At 56.6% G+C, this 16,633-nt stretch carries 18 protein-coding genes and 1 pseudogene; 3 read left to right on the plus strand and 16 right to left on the minus strand.

What is annotated here, in order from left to right; translation table 11 throughout:
* Window positions 1–130 precede the first annotated feature (130 nt).
* Window positions 131–1,519, minus strand: coding sequence for an L-seryl-tRNA(Sec) selenium transferase (gene selA, locus GEOB_RS02780; protein ID WP_012645657.1), 1,389 nt, complete (start codon window positions 1,517–1,519; stop codon window positions 131–133).
* A gap of 134 nt (window positions 1,520–1,653) precedes the next feature.
* A complete protein-coding gene (locus GEOB_RS02785) occupies window positions 1,654–2,361 on the minus strand; it encodes a GntR family transcriptional regulator (RefSeq protein WP_012645658.1) in 708 nt (235 codons plus the stop codon).
* A 161-nt stretch (window positions 2,362–2,522) separates the two neighbouring features.
* On the opposite strand from GEOB_RS02785, the gene GEOB_RS02790 reads away from it, so the two are divergent.
* Both GEOB_RS02790 and GEOB_RS02795 read left to right on the plus strand, forming a co-directional pair.
* The gene (locus GEOB_RS02790; RefSeq protein ID WP_012645659.1) at window positions 2,523–3,566 is read left to right on the plus strand and encodes a potassium channel family protein; all 1,044 of its coding nucleotides are present in this window, start codon (window positions 2,523–2,525) and stop codon (window positions 3,564–3,566) included.
* Window positions 3,559–4,329: a sugar phosphate isomerase/epimerase family protein gene (locus tag GEOB_RS02795; protein WP_012645660.1), complete on the plus strand. Its 771-nt coding sequence runs from the start codon at window positions 3,559–3,561 to the stop codon at window positions 4,327–4,329. The genes GEOB_RS02790 and GEOB_RS02795 overlap by 8 nt, the downstream gene beginning before the upstream one ends.
* Window positions 4,330–4,336: 7 nt before the next feature.
* Here GEOB_RS02795 and GEOB_RS02800 read toward each other — a convergent pair whose 3' ends face one another.
* The 13 genes from GEOB_RS02800 to GEOB_RS02855 all read right to left on the minus strand — a co-directional run bounded on the left by GEOB_RS02800 (window position 4,337) and on the right by GEOB_RS02855 (window position 15,427).
* Entirely contained in the window at window positions 4,337–4,648 is a 312-nt protein-coding gene (locus tag GEOB_RS02800; RefSeq protein ID WP_012645661.1) for a hypothetical protein, read from the minus strand.
* A 54-nt stretch (window positions 4,649–4,702) separates the two neighbouring features.
* Window positions 4,703–5,302 (minus strand): arylesterase, encoded by a 600-nt coding sequence (locus tag GEOB_RS02805; protein ID WP_012645662.1) that lies wholly within the window; start codon window positions 5,300–5,302, stop codon window positions 4,703–4,705.
* Window positions 5,303–6,310 (minus strand): methyltransferase, encoded by a 1,008-nt coding sequence (locus GEOB_RS02810; protein WP_012645663.1) that lies wholly within the window; start codon window positions 6,308–6,310, stop codon window positions 5,303–5,305.
* Window positions 6,311–6,427: 117 nt separating this feature from the next.
* Window positions 6,428–6,985: an NUDIX hydrolase gene (locus tag GEOB_RS02815; protein ID WP_012645664.1), complete on the minus strand. Its 558-nt coding sequence runs from the start codon at window positions 6,983–6,985 to the stop codon at window positions 6,428–6,430.
* Window positions 6,986–6,988: 3 nt separating this feature from the next.
* Complete coding sequence (locus GEOB_RS02820; protein ID WP_012645665.1) at window positions 6,989–7,345, minus strand: hypothetical protein; 357 nt, start codon at window positions 7,343–7,345, stop codon at window positions 6,989–6,991.
* 159 nt (window positions 7,346–7,504) lie between these two features.
* Entirely contained in the window at window positions 7,505–8,179 is a 675-nt protein-coding gene (locus GEOB_RS02825) for an ABC transporter ATP-binding protein (RefSeq protein ID WP_012645666.1), read from the minus strand.
* Complete coding sequence (locus GEOB_RS02830; RefSeq protein WP_012645667.1) at window positions 8,172–9,335, minus strand: ABC transporter permease; 1,164 nt, start codon at window positions 9,333–9,335, stop codon at window positions 8,172–8,174. The genes GEOB_RS02825 and GEOB_RS02830 overlap by 8 nt, the downstream gene beginning before the upstream one ends.
* Window positions 9,336–9,722 (minus strand): hypothetical protein, encoded by a 387-nt coding sequence (locus GEOB_RS02835; protein WP_012645668.1) that lies wholly within the window; start codon window positions 9,720–9,722, stop codon window positions 9,336–9,338.
* Between the two features lie 109 nt (window positions 9,723–9,831).
* Complete coding sequence (locus tag GEOB_RS20065) at window positions 9,832–10,161, minus strand: hypothetical protein (protein ID WP_154650445.1); 330 nt, start codon at window positions 10,159–10,161, stop codon at window positions 9,832–9,834.
* A gap of 232 nt (window positions 10,162–10,393) precedes the next feature.
* Window positions 10,394–12,796 carry an endopeptidase La gene (gene lon, locus GEOB_RS02840; RefSeq protein ID WP_012645669.1) on the minus strand — a complete coding sequence of 801 codons (2,403 nt, stop codon included), beginning with the start codon at window positions 12,794–12,796 and terminating at the stop codon, window positions 10,394–10,396.
* 48 nt (window positions 12,797–12,844) lie between these two features.
* Complete coding sequence (locus GEOB_RS02845) at window positions 12,845–13,912, minus strand: M48 family metallopeptidase (protein ID WP_012645670.1); 1,068 nt, start codon at window positions 13,910–13,912, stop codon at window positions 12,845–12,847.
* Window positions 13,909–15,246, minus strand: a complete 1,338-nt coding sequence (locus GEOB_RS02850; RefSeq protein WP_230199010.1) for a DUF898 family protein — start codon at window positions 15,244–15,246, stop codon at window positions 13,909–13,911. The genes GEOB_RS02845 and GEOB_RS02850 overlap by 4 nt, the downstream gene beginning before the upstream one ends.
* Window positions 15,230–15,427, minus strand: a complete 198-nt coding sequence (locus GEOB_RS02855) for a hypothetical protein (protein ID WP_012645672.1) — start codon at window positions 15,425–15,427, stop codon at window positions 15,230–15,232. The genes GEOB_RS02850 and GEOB_RS02855 overlap by 17 nt, the downstream gene beginning before the upstream one ends.
* A gap of 404 nt (window positions 15,428–15,831) precedes the next feature.
* Here GEOB_RS02855 and GEOB_RS02860 point away from each other — a divergent pair, with 404 nt between their 5' ends.
* Window positions 15,832–16,125, plus strand: coding sequence for a sll1863 family stress response protein (locus GEOB_RS02860; protein WP_012645673.1), 294 nt, complete (start codon window positions 15,832–15,834; stop codon window positions 16,123–16,125).
* 130 nt (window positions 16,126–16,255) lie between these two features.
* Here GEOB_RS02860 and GEOB_RS02865 read toward each other — a convergent pair.
* Window positions 16,256–16,504: pseudogene (locus GEOB_RS02865) on the minus strand (JAB domain-containing protein); the annotation flags it as partial.
* Between the last annotated feature and the right edge of the window lie 129 nt (window positions 16,505–16,633).

The following is a 16,633-nucleotide window of genomic DNA, read 5'->3' on the forward strand; positions in this document are numbered from 1 at the left end:
CCCTTGGATATATTGGATGGAAGCGGCTGTTATTCCGCCAACAAAATCGTGCAATTATACATGGATGGGATAAAAAGGCCAAACAGAAATTGGTTGACGATGGGCGTCGGCACCCTCCAGCAGCAGGTTGTCAGGGGACAATGCCTTGCAGGGCAGCGGTCAGGGCCGATATATCTTCTTCGTTAATGGTGCGTGGGTCAAGGAGAAAGGCCCCTTTGAAAATTCTGCCGATGACCGGCACCGGAGAGAGCCTCATGACCTTTTCGATTTCCTGGGCCGACTTGTCGCCGACGCTGACCGATATCAGCGTGGTGGGAAGTTGAAGGAGGGGAAGGGCGCCTCCTCCGACCTGGGAGAAGCCTTCAACGAGGGCGAGGGTCACAACGGGGGGTACAACCTTCTGCAAGCGTGCCGCAAGCCGTTTTGCTGTCTCGGCAAGCTCTTCTTTGGAAAGGGCGAGCATGCGCAGGGTGGGAATTTCCTGCAGCGCCCGTCGCTCGTCGCGGTACAGCTGCAGGGTTCCTTCCAGAGCGGCCAGGGTAAGCTTGTCTATCCTTACAGCCCGCAGCAGCGGATGCTTTTTCATGGTTGCCAGCAGTTCCCTGCGACCGACGATGATGCCTGCCTGGGGGCCGCCCAGGAGTTTGTCGCCGCTGAAGGTGATGACATCCACCCCGGCGCTGACGAATTCCTGCACCGTCGGCTCATTGCAGCCAAGCCTCCTGGAGAGCTCCACCAGGTTGCCGCTTCCCACATCCGCCATTACCGGCAGGGAATGCTGCCTGCCCAGCTCTACCAACTGTTCGGCCGATACTTCGGCGGTAAAGCCGACCACGGCGAAATTGCTGCAGTGGACCTTGAGCAGCAGGCCTGTTTCCGTAGCTACAGCAGCACTGTAGTCTTGGAGGTGGGTACGGTTGGTGGCCCCGACCTCTCTCAATATGGCGCCACTCTGGCGCATGACGTCGGGAATGCGGAACGAGCCGCCGATCTCTACCAGTTCTCCACGCGAGACGATGACTTCTCTGCCGGCGGCGAGGGAACTGAGAGCGAGCAGTACCGCGGCGGCGTTGTTGTTGACCACCAGTGCAGCCTCTGCACCGGTAAGCTCGCAGAGGATTTCTTCCACGTGGGAATAGCGACTGCCTCGTTCTCCCGTTGCCAGGTCGAATTCCAGGTTTGAGTAGCCGAAGGCTATTTCATTCAGGGTCTGGCGCACGCTTTCTGGCAGGGGCGACCGTCCCAGGTTGGTATGGATGACAACGCCGGTGCCGTTGACCAGCCGCTTGAGGTTCAAAGAGTTGATCTCATCAAGCTCCCGGTTCACCCTCTTCATGATCGCCTCGTCGGTGAACAGGCCCGCGTCCCCTTCTTCACGGAGCACAATGGCACGGAGTACTTCAAGTACATTACGCACAGCCTTCATCACCACCGGGCGGGGATGGGTTTCCAATAGTGTCTGGACGCCCTCCCAGCTCAGTACTTTGTCCACCTTGGGAATCTGCTTCAAAAGGTTCAACAGCTTACTCTCCCGTGATCAAAGGGTTGAAATAAAAACATCCACAGCTTAGCACAGAGGAACGGATTTTCCATAGAGGAAATGCCGTGCAACCGGTAAGTAGTGGATGTGTCATAATGCCGCTGCGGGTGGGGTTAAAGGTCGAGATGCTTCGCTGCAGTCTGCTCTGCCTTCTTCATTGGTGTACCGTCAGGCCCGCTTTTTATCAGGACGATGCCCCCATATTCGGCGTTTTTCTGAACCAGCTTTTCCGCAAGATTGGCATTTTTGTTACGAAAGGCCTCGATGATTTTCTCATGCTCTTCCACGGAGACCTGCATCCGTCCCTTCTTGCTCAAGGAAGCTATCCTCAACCTTTGGAACTTTTTCACCAGACCGTTTACCATCTCATAGAGCTTATCGTTATTTGCTGCCTTGATAAACAGATCGTGAAAATCGTTGTGCACCTTGAAAAAATTTTTGATGTCGCCGGCTTCGGCCAATTGATGCAGTTTCTGGTTAATGGCAGCAAGCTTGTCCAGCTCCTTTGCCGTCAGGTTGTCGCAGGCCTTGCGTGCAGCATAGCCTTCGAGGATGCTCTTGATGGCGTAGAACTCTTCCACGTCCCGCGGGGAAAAGGCTGCAACCACTGCGCCCTTGCGGGGAATTACCGAAAGATACCCTTCCGATTCCAGCTGGCGGAAGGCTTCCCGGATGGGGGTCCTGCTGATGCCGAAGCGTTCGGCCAATTCAGGTTCGGCCACCTTTTCTCCCGGCTTCAGGGACCCGCTCATGATGGCATCACGGATCGTTTCAAGGATTCTTTCCCTGAGGGTCAGATGCTTTTCAATGTTTCTTTTCATGGCGGTCCTCCAGTTAGTGGCTAATTGTATACAGTATACAAGAATTGTCAAGAATTTACCCCTTTGCCGGGAGCAATCAACTACTTACGTGGTTTTTTATGTCATTAATGTCTTGAAATTTAGCAGTGGCGAGGGTATTTTAGGCGGGAAAAGGAGTTTGAATGGATCCTGTCCGCCACCTGAAAATATCGGTTCTGGTGCTGGCCCTGCTGGTCTCCATAGGTACTGCCGGCTACTCGACCATCGAGGGGTGGCGTCTGCTCGATGCCCTCTACATGACCGTGATCACACTGGGGACGGTCGGCTTCCGGGAAATACACGAGTTGAGCGACGCCGGCAAAATCTTTACCATGGTGTTGATCTTTTTCGGCGTCAGCGTCCTGGGTTACATCGTTGGCAGTCTTGCCCAAATCATGTTCGAGGGGCAGCTGCAGCGCATTATCGGGAGGAAAAAGGTGGAAAAGAAAATAGATGCCTTGAGCGGCCACTATATCATCTGCGGCTTCGGCAGGATCGGCGCCCTGATCTGCAAGGAATTTGCCGCAAAACCTCTCCCCTTTGTCGTGGTGGAAAACGACCCGCTGGTGGTGGATAAACTGGCCCAGGACAGCTACCTGTTTCTCAGGGGGAATGCCACCGATGACGAGACCTTGCTCAAGGCCGGCATCAAGAAGGCCAAGGGTCTGATTTCCGTGGTCACGTCGGACACGGAGAATGTCTACATTACCCTGACCGCCCGCGGCCTCAACCCTGACCTCTACATCCTTGCCCGTTCCGGAGAAGAAGGATCGGAAATAAAGCTGAAGCGGGCCGGCGCCAACAAGGTCGTCTCGCCTTACCTCATCGGCGGCAGCCGTATGGCCCAGGCTATCCTCCGTCCCAACGTCATGGACTTCATCGAGATAGCCACAGGCCGCGAGCATCTGGAACTGCAGATAGAAGAGATCGTCATCCCCGCCACCTCCGGCTTTATCGGGGAGAATCTTGCCAGTTCCGGCTTCCGCCGTGAGACAGGCGTCATCATTGTCGGCATCAAAAAAGCCTCGGGGAAGATGGTCTTCAACCCCGAATCCCATACCCACATGGAGGCCCATGACACCCTCATCGTTCTTGGCCAGCCGACGGCCATCTTCAAGCTGGAGGAACTGGTGAACTGCGGCAAGTGTGCCGACGACATAAAGAGGCATAGGAAAAACCATGAATAAAAAAGTATTCGCCCATGTACCATACCCGCACCTTGGCCGCAACCTGGACTACCTCATTGCCAACCGGATCAATCCGGAGATTTTCTTTTCCGCCGACAGCCTCGATGAAGTGATCCCGGAAAGAATGCAGGCCGAGGCCGCTGCCCTTGCCGGCAACGGATTGGTCTGCACCATCCACGCTCCCTTTATGGACCTGAACCCTGGTTCGGTGGTGCGGCAGATCCGTGAGGTGACCAGGTGCAGCTTTAATGATGTGCTTGATTCAGCAGAGATATTCAAGCCGCAGATCATGGTATTTCATCCCGGATATGACCGTTGGCGCTACGGAGAAAAGAAGGAGGAGTGGCTCAGGCACAGCATCGACACCTGGCAGGGAGTGCTGGAACGTGCCGAAGGGATCGGCTGTACCATCGCCGTGGAAAACATCTTCGAGGAGGAGCCTTCCACGCTTGTGGCGCTGCTGGAGGCAATAAACTCCCCGCGCTTGCGCCACTGCTTCGATGTGGGGCACTGGAATCTGTTCAAGACGGTTGGGATGGAAGAATGGTTCGCCGCCCTTGGCTCTTATATCGCCGAAACCCACATCCACGACAACCATGGATTCAGGGACGATCATGCGCCTCTGGGCGAAGGGGGAATCGATTTCAAGCTCTTTTTCAGCCTGATGGAACGGTACGCGCCGGAGGCCGCGCTGACCATCGAGGCCCATAGCCTGGAGAAGCTGGAGAGGGCACTGACGAACCTGCAACAGTTCCTGCCCTGAAAGGGAATTACCTGCCCCTGTTTTTCATTTTCCTGCTGACGATAATCTGAGCGATAATGTCGGCAACGATCACTGCCGTGACGATTAGGAGCAGCAGCGGCTTTTGCCTGAAGTAGGCCAGACAGGAGAAAAAGCTATACAGCGCCACCACCAGGGCCAGCATGGTTCGGATGGTCTTGGCTGCCGATTCCAAAGCTTCCTCGTCTGCCGCAGCTGTTCGCACAAGGATCGGCGCGGCATGGTAACCGATGGTGGCATCGATGATAGTGAGAAGTATATTGAAGGCGAAGATATGGGGGAGATAGGGATCAATGGCCATGCCGAGTATTAATAAAGGATGCCTTCGGCAACGTCAACGAAAAATCCCCTTTCGTCAGATAGCGCCCCTTTTATGGAGCAGTTTTGCCAGCCCTTCCGCCAGCTTGCGGTAACCGGCGGCGTTTGGGTGTATCGGATCCGATTTCAGCGATCTCTTGGTCAGGATGCGGGTCAGCGTCTTCTCGTCGCAGGGAATGCCCACTTCTTCGGCGATTTCGGCATAAAACGGGGGCGGGGCAAAGGAGAGGTCCAGCGCCGGAACGCTCACCAGCACCGCCGATGCCCCCTTTCCCTTTACTATTCGTACCATGGCCCGCAGGTTGGCGGCTATTTCTCCATGGGATGCGTGGCGAAGCATGTCGTTGCCCCCTTCACAGATGATCACCATTGCGGGCTTCACCTGCTCTAAAAGACCCGGCAGCCTCTGCACCCCCTCCGCCGTCACTTCCCCCGGCACACCCCCGTTGACCACCTTTCTCCCCGTCAATTGCTCCAGCATCGCCGGATAGCTCTCTCCGCTGGCCGCACCGGTGCCGTAGGTGATGCTGTCGCCGAAGGCAAGAATCACCCCATCGGCCGGCAGTTTGGGCAACGGCTCTGCCCCTGAACAACCGGCAATGAGGAAAATCATCAGTATGCACGGCAAAAAGCGCATCTAGTTTTTTCCCGCAATACCGGCGATGATCCCTGACCCATTGGGAAGATCCACAGGCAGGCGTCTGATGTCTCGGGCACCGGCAGCTTTCAGCATTGTCACGATCTCGTTTTCCCCATAAGCCTGCCCGTGGGGAGTACCCAAGAGCATGTTCATGGAGAACAGGGCAGGGAAGATAGGTCCGTCCTTGGCGTCGTTAAGGATGAACTCCTGGATGAGGATCATACCGCCCGGCTCCAGTGCCGATATGGCCTTTTCCAGAAGGATTGCGCAGCCTTCAGGCCCTTCCCCATGGAGAATGTGCGACAACCAGGCCACATCGAAGGTTCCCTTGATCCCTTCCTTGATGAAATCTCCAGATTCGAAGGCGATGCGGTCGGAAAGACCGAACTGTGAAATGGTCCGTTCAGCGAAGGGGCGGGTGGAGGGAAGGTCGTAGATCACGGCGGTAAGCTCGGGGTTGTGGAGGCAGAAATGGATGGCATAGGTTCCCGGACCACCCCCCATATCCAGGAGTCGCTTCCGCCCCGAAAGGTCGATGGCAGGAACAATCTTCGGCGCCAGTTGCATGGCCAGGTTGAACATCCCCATTTCGAAGCTTTCCCGCTCCTCTTCCCCCGCCTCGTGGGAAACCCGCTGCCTGACCGGTCCGCCACTCCTTACCGCCTGGTCCAGATGCGCCCAGCTTTCCATGAGGTGGTGATGGTGGAGGATAATGTGTCCCAGATATTGGGAAGAACTTTTGCTGAGGAACTCACGGGCAAAGGGTGTGGCGCGGTAGGAATCATGCTCCTTTTCCAGCAGCTCCAGGGCCACCAGAGAGTTGAGCAGCATGGCCAGTCCCCTTGCATCGCTGTTTATACGCCCAGCCAGCTCTTCGGCTGCCATTGACCCTTCCCCCAGTTGGGTGAAAACATCGAGCTTCACCGAGGCATGGAGGGCACAGGCGCTCCAGTAGCCACCGGAAAGTTGCAGCAGGTCGGCCGGATTCCAGATTTTGTTTTCCATGATTGCCTCCGTAAATAAAAGAATTAATTCTTTTCCCCTCCGGGAGAAGGTGGCCCAAGGCGGATGAGGGGAGGGGAGCAGCTAGTGCAGAATCTCCTTTCTCTCTGGCCCTCTCCCTCAGGGAGAGGGAACCGCCTGCAGAACTGGCGGCATAGATGCCATGTAACGCAGTACCGCCTCCCGCAGGGACGGGAAGGCTATTTTCTCCGGATCGACCTCATCCCGGTCGACCCAGAGCAGCTCGGCCAGGTCGTCGGCTGCCTGCATGGCTGGGAACTCATCCAGGCGCACCGTCAGGACAAGATCCAGCGTGCTGTAGGTGATCTGCCGGAACAGGTAGCTGTTCGGCAACGACATGAAGTAGCTTCCGCCGGGGATCCGGATGCCCGTTTCCTCCAGCACCTCCCGCACGGCGCACTCCTCGGCGGTCTCTTCAGGATCGACGAAGCCGCCGGGTAGGTCGAGCATCCCCTTGCCCGGATCGTTCCTGCGGACGCCGAAGAGGATCTTGCCCCGGCACTCGATAATCACACCTACCGCCGCTGCCACATTGAGAAAAAGGGTAAAGCCACAGGCGTTGCAGCGGAAGTTCTTGGTGCTGTGCCAGGAGAGGCTGGTGGCAGCACAGCGGGGACAGTGGCGGATATGTTCAGCTTCGGCGGGGCGATGGGGCATGGATCAAGCCCTTATGAGGAAAGCTGCCAGGACCAGGGAAAGCAGCCCAAATCCAGCGGCAAGGAGAATGGCAATCTTCAGCCGTGCCTGCAGGGTTTTGACAGCTTCTTCCAGAACGTCGATGGTCCGGGCCTGCTCCTTGATCAGCTCCTGCTGCTTAACCAGGGCAGCTTCCAGCTCCCCGATCCGTCCCTGCAGCTGCTCAATTATGGGGACCGTCTCTTCTTCGCCAGGTTGCTGCGGCTGCCGCCGCTCCTTTATTTTCTTCAGTATCTCCGGCCCATACTGCAGCGCCATATTGGCCACCTGTCCCCAGGCCACTCCGCGCACGGCCGTTGTCAGAATCGATGCGATACCCATAGGATACCTCCCTCCCTGTTGCTCATGGTGAAACTGACTTCTAAAAGACTGGCAAAAGCAAAAACACAGTTTTTATGTATCACGATCCTGCCGGTATTTCCAGCATTGGCCAATTAAAAAAGGCCGCCCCCTGCCGGGGCGACCTGATAATTTGAAATATTATGGAGCTATCCGACCATCCTTTACCCTGATGATATGCTGGGCTCTGGCGGCAATGTCGCTGTTGTGGGTGACGATGATGATGGTCTTCCCCTGTCGGTGAAGCTTGAACAGTATCTCCAGCACCTCGGCCTCAGCTGCCGAGTCCAGATTGCCGGTCGGCTCGTCCATCAAAAGGATCTCCGGATTATTAGCCAGAGCCCGGGCGATGGCCACCCTCTGCTGCTGGCCGCCGGAGAGCTGATTCGGCCTGGCATCGGCCTTGTCTGCAAGACCGACCTGCGACAACATGTCAAGTGCACGGGGGGCCTGTTCTTTTTCCGGGACCCCGGAGAGCATCATGGCCGTTTCCACGTTTTCCCGGGCCGTCAGTCCCGGCAGCAGGTTGAAAAACTGGAAAACGAAGCCGATCTTCTCACCCCTCAGCCTGGCCAGGCTGCTGTTGTCGAGCCTGCTCAGCTCTCTGCCGGCCACGGTGATAGTACCGCTGTTCGGGCGGTCCAGACCGCCGATCAGGTGCATGAGAGTACTTTTGCCGTGGCCGGAAGGGCCGATGATGCAGGTAAAGGAACCTTTCTCGATGCTGAGATCGACCCCGCGCAAGGCATGGGTGGTGACGCTGCCGGTAACGTAGCTTTTTGTCGCTTTTTCAGCGGTAATAATCGTCTCATTCATAGCTGATTGCCTCCACCGGTGTAAGCCTCGCTGCACGCCATGCCGGATACACTCCCGCGACAACGGCAACGGCCACGGAAAAGAGGATGGAAACTGCAATGACACCGGCGTCGATCATCGTGCCGGTACCAGACCCTTTGACCAGTGAGGTGAAAGCGTTCTGGCTGATGTAGGGGGTGGCGAGGATGGAAACCAGAAGGCCAACCCCCACCCCGACCACCCCACCCATCAGTCCATAGAACCCTGATTCAAGCATGAACATGGCAAAGATCTTTCCCCGTGTGGCCCCCAGCGCCTGCAGAATGCCTATCTCCCTCTTGCGTTCATAGGTTGCCGTGAGCATGGTATTGATGATGCCGAAGGCGGCGGCAAGAACGGAGACGGCGGCAATGAGCTGCAGGGTGATGTTGACCGTGCCGACGATAGAGAGCACCGATTTCAGCATTTGCTTGTCGGAAACCACCCCCAGACTGACAGACTCCTTGATCTTTTCCATATAGGCATCGGTTTTTGCCAGGTCATCGACCCTGACCGCCACGTAGGAAACGCGCTCGATGGACTTGTAGAGCCGTTGTGCGGTGGCCATGGGCAGGAACAGGGTGAAGTCGTCCCTGCCGCCGGTCTCCTTCAGTACCCCTTTGACTGCCAGCTGCTCGCCCCTGATCCTGACCAGGGAACCCGGCTGCAGCTGGAATTGTTTTGCCGCTTCGGCGCCGACAACCGCTGTTGGCTCGTCCAATGAGGAGAAGTAGCTGCCTCTCGCCAATTGCCACCCTTTGAAAATCAGGGTTATGGATGGTTCGATGCCGCTCACCGCCACTGGTTTATTGTTGATGGCCGTTTTCTGGGAGAGAAACGGTACAGCGGTCAGCCCCTTGATGGCGCTGATCTTTTTTACCTCGTCGCCGGTTATATTTGTCGGCATCTCATCACCGACCAGAACCGAAAGTTGCTCATAGCCGCAGGAGCCTTTGGGAATGACGATGAGGTTGGCGCCAAGGGCTGCCGTTTCCCGGTAAATCTCGCTCTTCAGGCTGCCTCCCATGGAGAGAAAAGTGACGAAGGAAGAAATGCCGATGGTGATGCCGAGGAGGGTGAAGACAAACCTCCCCCGGCGTCGGGTGATATTTTTCACGACCAGTTTGGAGAGAGTCATTTACCCTCCGATCTTGTGGTTGCGCACCACCTTGAGCTTTTCGGCGGCAAAGAGGTAACCCCCGGCCATGTTGACGAACTTGCCTGTTGCCCGGATCTCGTCTCCCATTACTGGTGGTTTTCCTTGGTACTTGATGGGGACAAAGACCTTGTTGCAATTTGCGGTTTTGCACTGCAATTCCTTGATGTCCATGATGCCGAAGATGGTCGGGTCCTGCGGCGAGGTTCCCCCCATGACACCGGTGACGGTGATGGTGCCGGCGTAGGCGCCCGGGTCGGAGCTGATCTCGTTGACGTTGAGCGCTTTTCCTCCGCCTGCAGCCAGCAGGACATAGGAAAGGGCTGCACCGAAGACAACTGCAGCTGCAATGATCATATATTTTTTCATTTCCGGATCTCCATTGATTGATGGGCAAGGGTGCGGGCACAGCTATTCCGGCTTTTCCAGACGCTGTATCCGGCTTTATGGCGTTTGATCAAATACTTGGCGAAAGGAATCAGTATTCGGGGGGATAATCTATGGAACGGCCGAATCCCGGCAGGTGCATCCGCTGGGCTGGCGTTAGATGGGAGAAGGGAAAAAGTGGCTGAGAAAGGTGTGACGGAGCGTGGTGGGGAAGAGCCGCAGCCATGCATGACGGACATGGGCAGTCAGGCACGGAGCAAGGAACTGTTTCCGCCGGATCAGTGCCCTTTTCATGGTCGCAGCAGGCATTGCCGGCTGTACTGCCGGCGAAGACCGCAGCAGTTGCGGCAATGCCACTGAAACTGATGATGGCAACGAGAAGGAGAATAGAGGAGACTATGCGGAGAAAAAAGGCATGCACGCGTTCACTGTAAAGGAGCTGCCCGGAAAATGTCAAGGCTAAGGTTGGACCAGTCGGTGCTGGTCAATCCTCTTGTTGGGGGACGCTGCTTGTTATTTTTCTATTGCGTCCACAATTTGCATATTCCGTAAGTAGTCTGCGCATGAAGGACGAGAGCGTCGTGGAGGTTGGCATTAATAATAGGTGGAAATGATTGGATAAAAGCGCCCATGCATCGACGTGGCTCTTCTATTCACCCTTTGCCGAAGGCCACCTTGTACACATCCTTGTATTCCCGGGCGAAGTGCACCTCCAGCCCTTCCTTCAGGTAGTCGGCCAGCTCGTTGAAATCCTTGCGGTTGACCTCGGGGAAGATGAGTGTTTTCAGTCCGGCGCGGCGGGCGGCGATGGTCTTTTCCCTGACGCCGCCGATGGGCAGCACCCGGCCGGTGAGGGTGAATTCGCCGGTCATACCCAGTTTTTTACGCACCGGCTTGCCGGTTATCATGGAGATGAGGGCCGTGGCCATGGTGATGCCTGCTGAAGGGCCGTCCTTGGGGGTGGCGCCGGCCGGCACGTGCAGATGGATGAAGTGGGTGTCGAAAAAGTCCTCTTGTACGCCGTAGTCCTTGAGATGGGCCATGACGTAGGAATAGGCGATTTCCGAGCTTTCCACCATGACGTTGCCCAACTGCCCGGTCTGGCGGAAACCCTTGCCCTTGCTGGGCATGGCGGTGGCCTCGATGGGGAGGGTAGCGCCCCCCATGCTGGTCCAGGCAAGGCCGGTGACCACGCCCGGCACTGCCTCGAAGAGCTCTTCGGTGGTGAAGATGGGCTGCCCCAGGAACTCGGTCAGCTCCTTCTTGCCGACGGTGATGGCTTCGCTGCGGCCGGAGGCGAACTCCATGGCCGCCTTGCGCATGATCTTCTTGATGCGATTTTCCAGGGTCCGCACCCCTGCCTCCCTGGCCCAGCCATCGATGAGTGCCGCCAGGGCATCTTTGCGGATCGTTACCTGGCCCGGCTTCAGGCCGTGGGCCTTGAGCGCCTTGGGGATCAGGTAGCGGCGGGCGATCTCCAGCTTTTCCTCCATGATATAGCCGGAAAGGCGGATCACCTCCATCCTGTCCAGGAGCGCCGCCGGAATGGTGTCCAGCTGGTTGGCGGTGGCTATGAAGAGGACGTTGGACAGGTCGAAGGGGACGTCCAGATAATGGTCGCGGAAGGAGGCGTTCTGCTCGGGATCGAGCACTTCCAGAAGGGCCGAGGCCGGGTCCCCCTGGAAGGAGGCACCCACCTTGTCGATCTCATCCAGCATCAGTAACGGATTGGAGGTGGCGGCGCTTTTCATGGCCTGGATGAACTTGCCGGGCATGGCGCCGATGTAAGTGCGGCGGTGCCCCTTGATCTCGGCCTCGTCGCGCATACCCCCCAGGGAGAAGCGGTAAAAGGTTCGCCCCAGGGCATCGGCGATGCTTTTCCCCACCGAGGTCTTGCCCACACCAGGGGGACCCACCAGGCAGATGATGGAGCCGGAGATATCTCCCTTCATTTTGCCCACGGCAATGAATTCGAGAATTCTTTCTTTCACGTCCTGCAGGCCGTAATGGTCCCGGTCGAGGATGCGTCGGGCCTTGTCCAGGTTGTAGGAGTCCTTGCTGAACCTCCCCCAGGGGAGAATGGTCAGCCAGTCCAGATAGTTGCGGGTCACATGGTACTCGGCTGAGGATGGCTCCAGGAGGCGCAGCTTTTCGATCTCTTCATTCACCGCCCGTTCCGCTTCCGGGTTCAGCTTCAGCTCCTTGAGCCTTGCCTCGAACTTCTCGATTTCGCTGGTTTTACCTTCCTTTTCCAGCCCCAGTTCCTTCTTGATTGCCTTCAACTGCTCGCGCAGGAAAAACTCCCGCTGCTGGCTGCTGATCTTTTCTTCGATCTGCTTGGAGATCTTGCTCTGCAGCCGTGAAACCTCCAGCTCTTTCTTCAAAAGGATCAAGATCTGGTCGATTCGTTTGCGGACATCGAAACTTTCCAGCACCTGCTGCAGTTCCTGTCCATCGGCGGAAGTGAGGTTGGCGGCAAAATCGGCCAGTCGCCCCGGATCGTCAAGGCTGGAGCGGCCGAGGAAGAGCTTGATCTCTTCCGAATAGAGCGGGTTGATCTGGATCAATTCCTTGAGGGTGGTGAGCACGGCCATGGAGTAGGCTTTTAACTCGGCATTGACTGACAGCTCGGTACCGTAGCTGTAACGGACCGTGGCAAAGAAAACGTCGGGAGGCTCCGAAAGCTCTTCGATGGTGAAGCGTTCAAGGGTATTGATGAGAAAGTGGGAGCTTTCTTCATCGCTGTGCATAATCTTGACGATCTTGCCTGCCACCCCGATCCGGTGAAGATTGGCGGCACTGTCGGGCTTGTCCAAATCCTTCACCATGACCAGGCCGATGGTGCGGGAGGGGCTGTCCATGGCCCTTTTTATCGCCGCCAGTTGGTGGGGTTCGTTGACGACCATGGGAATCAGCAAGCCGGGAAAGGCTGGGCGGGGGCGCAGAGGGACTATGGGCAGTCCGGCGGGAAGGACTTCACTGGCCAGGATCAGGCCGCTCGATCCCTCTTCCGCCGGAGTATTCATTTGGTCTGGTATCTCAGGTGATTGGGTCATCATCGGGCTCCTTTCGTCCAGACAAGCTAATCATCACTGTGGCCGAAGTCAACCTCCCTTCGGCAGTTTGAGTTCACTTTTCCAGCCCAGGACTCGTCTCATCCTCTCGGTCGTGGAGGGATGGGTGGCGAAAAGGTCGGCCGGCGTCCAGACTTGAGTCTTTTTATCTCTCCCCACCTTTTTGTCCTGCTCGGACTGGAGCCTGCCCAGCATGCCGGCGTACACCTTCGGCTCTATCCCTTTCCTGACCAGGTAGGAGACGGCGGCATCATCCGCCTCGTTTTCGAAGTCCCTTGAATAGCCGGCGTTGATCAATGTGGTGGGGAGGGTGGCGGAGAGGGTGGTAATGGAGGTGATGTCGCCGGTGACGGCGGCAATGAGGAGGCCGCTGCCGGTGCTCTGCAGAACGTGGCGCAGGGCGTGGCGGGCGTATTGGTGTCCAGCCTCATGGGCAAGGACACCTTCCAGCTCTTCATCGGTCTGTGCCAGTTCCACCATACCGTCAGTAACGACGATGAGGCCCCCGGGGAGGGCGAAGGCATTGGCGCCGATCCTGTCACTGGACCGGAATTCCAGACGGTAGGCCTGTGACCGGGGCAGATCCTTTTTCATCCCCTCAAAAATTGCCTTTACCTGCTGGCGCCTGTCTGCCGTGAGCTTGGACGGTTGCATGAGGTATTTGTCGAGAAACCCCAGGGATTCCTTTCCCAGTCTCACTTCGGAGGCGGGGGGGATAGCCTGGACCACCTGCCGTGTAATGAGGGGGACGCCGTATTTGATGAAGCCGATGATGGCGCCAATGGTCAGGACCAGTGCCAGCAGAACCAGAGGCATACTGCGTTCCCAGCGGCTGATGAACCGCTGCAGCGGATGGTCGCTGCCATCCAGCAATTCATGGAGATTGTCATCGCTGAGGAGCTCGCAGAGGGTTCCATCGGTAAAACGCAGGGAGCGACGCACATTGCCGAGGGGAGGTGATTTTTTGATGGAGGCAAGGGGATAACGCACATCCACCCCGTCCCCCTGCAGTCTCAGGTCGGCCTGGTCCCGTGTCAGGGTGACCGAGCGGCGACCCGAGTGCTTGCCGTCGTAATAATATCCCTGAATTACCGTCATAGGCCGATATCGATGCCGAACATGTCGCCGATCTCTTCTCCTGCCGCGCCCACATTGGCATTCCCCCAACCGAGGAACGATTCCATGTCATCCTTGAGATGGAGGGAAAGGTTTTCGAAGCGATAGCGGGTTATCCTGATGGATGCCCAGGGAATGAGGAGCCCCAGGGAGAGGAAAATGGCGGCGGCGCTGGAAAGGTAGAGCCAGGCCATATCACGGACCCTGAGGGTACTGGAAAAACGGCTGTTCCTGATGCGAGTCCCCTGCCAGGTCAGGTTGGCGAGGGCCGTCTGCACGTAAATGGTGAAGAAGAGATAAATCAGGTTGATGCCGATCATGACGGCAAAAAAGATGGCAATGAAGCCCTTCTGGGTGGTCTTTTTGCCAACGCTGCCATCGAGGAACAGGGGCGACAGGTCCCGGAACACGGTGGATAAGAGGAAGCTGCAGGCGACGAAAACGGAGATGATGAGGGTGGCCAGGCCGGCAGCCTTGATGAAGATCAGGTAAAAATCCTTGACGGTGGCGTCGAAACTGCAGCGGTTTCGACCGTAGCCGCTGTTTTCGACGAAGAATTTTTTCTGGCGATAGACCATGTACGGGATAATCGCCCCTAAGGTGAAGGGGATGAGAAACGGCAGTCCGGCAAAGATCAGGTAAGCCTCACGGTAGTTGGGCTGGAAAGTGAAGCGGATATTGCGATGGGAAGAATAGCGCATGTTGAAGATGCGGGAGCGGACGATCAGCCACGGCATTGCCAGAAAGAAAACCGTGCCGAGGGTGCCGGCAAGGAATGGATTTACGTTTGTTCCCACCGAATAAAGGACGAAGAAGACCGCTGCCAGAAGCCATCCCTTGAAAAGGGCCATGGGTTCGGCCAGATATTCGAAGACGGTGTCGTTAAGCAGGGTGTTGCCGTAGAAATAGCGGCGTTTACGCACCTTTGCCCAGGCCGTGTAGATGCCCAGGGTGACGATCTTGAGCAGCGTGTTGACGATCCAGATGCCGAAATAGTCGCGGGCATTGCCGGTGAAGGAAAAACGGAGCATCCTGGGGCGGGGCTGCCCAGGCTTGTCCTGATCGGCAGCTTGAGCCGACGGATTTATGGGTGGTGGCGAAGGCTGGACTTCAGGAGGCCGAGGGGCTGTGGATGTTTCCTTGTCGATTGAGTCATGCAGGGGGAAGGGTTGCCGGCACTTGGGGCAGGTGGCCCTTGTCACCCCTGCCGGTATGGCCGAGTCTTCCATCTCACGCCTGAATCCGCAATGGGGGCAGGTGATGCTGATGCGCGGCATGTTTTTCCTTTCCCCGTGGGGATTAATCGGGCTGTTCATGGGCTTTGCGCCCATGTACTTTCTCGAAGGCGCGGCAAAAGGGGCAGATTTTCTCCTCCACCCTGGTTACCAGCCAGAATGCCATCCCTTGCTGCTTGCGTTGGGCTGAGCGGCAGGCGGGACAGGTCTCGCACAGCCTGGCCATGGCACGGTCAAGGGCGGTAATTTTCACGTTGCCCATGAATCCTCCAGACAAAGAGTTCTGCCAATTTCTTCTACCAGAATCCCGACTCGATTGTCATTAAAAAACCATCCACATGGGGGCTTAAATTTGGATCATCCGGGGATTCCGGGGAATAAAAGGCAGTCGCCGTCCGTTCGCTCTGTCGCCACAGCTGCGGACCTTGCGGCGCCCCCCGTGTAATGGCGCACGATGCTTGAGGTGGCTGGTCATCTCCGGTCAGCAGACGGCGGGCGTCCGCTCGCCGCTGTAGCTCGTCGCTCACTCCCGATGCCACGACTGCCTTCCCCGAAAATGTCTGAAGAACCTTAAATTTTCCCGTACTGCCTCGACATTTACCGGAGATGGGGGCAAACTTTAATCATGGATTGCTCCAGTAATCCTTTGTCCATGTGAGGTGAGCAATGGTCGAAGACATGCGGGTCGATTATCAGAAAAAACTGGAAGAGCGCCTGCGAGAGTGGAAAGGAAAGATCGATTCCCTGAATATGAGTCAGCACCAGATGACGGCTGAAAACAGGGCTGTTCTGAACAGGGAAGTGAAGGACATGCTGAAGAAAAAAGAGGTGATGAAGGAAAAATGGAAGGCCCTGCAGAACTCGGATAACCATGGATGGGCGCTACGGAGGGAAGAGCTTGAAAAGGCCAGTGAAGATCTGAAGGAGGCGCTGGACCGGGTAGCCGCCCACTTCAAATAGTGAAAATGCCTCTTTTCCGCCCTGGCGGTGTCAATCCGCGGTCCTGCTTGTGCGACGTACCGGTGTACGTCTCCGCGCAGTACCTAGAGTTCCTTGCCAGGACGAAAAATAGTCATTTTCAAATAATTTGCTATAAAAAGCCCCGATCGACGAAGCTGAGAAAGGCTCCGTCACCGATGATGATATGATCGAGGACCTTGATGCCCAGGAGGTCGCCTGCTTCCTTCAGCCGGCGGGTGATCTCCATGTCTTCGCGACTGGGGGTCGGGTCGCCGGTGGGGTGATTGTGCACGAGGATAACCGCCGCTGCCGACTCCCGCACTGCCTGATTGAAGACCTCCCTTGGATGGACGATGCTTTTGTATTGTGAACCATTTGACCAAAGTTAGTTATTAGTTAAAAGGTATACTGTATTCTAATTCAGTGTACCTTTTAATCAAAAAAACGAAACGATACCGCGAAAACTGAATTCGACATTTAATGCAAAAATGCTGTAGTTTTATTGCTT

It is taken from the genome of Geotalea daltonii FRC-32 (assembly GCF_000022265.1).
Taxonomy (GTDB): Bacteria; Desulfobacterota; Desulfuromonadia; order Geobacterales; family Geobacteraceae; genus Geotalea; species Geotalea daltonii.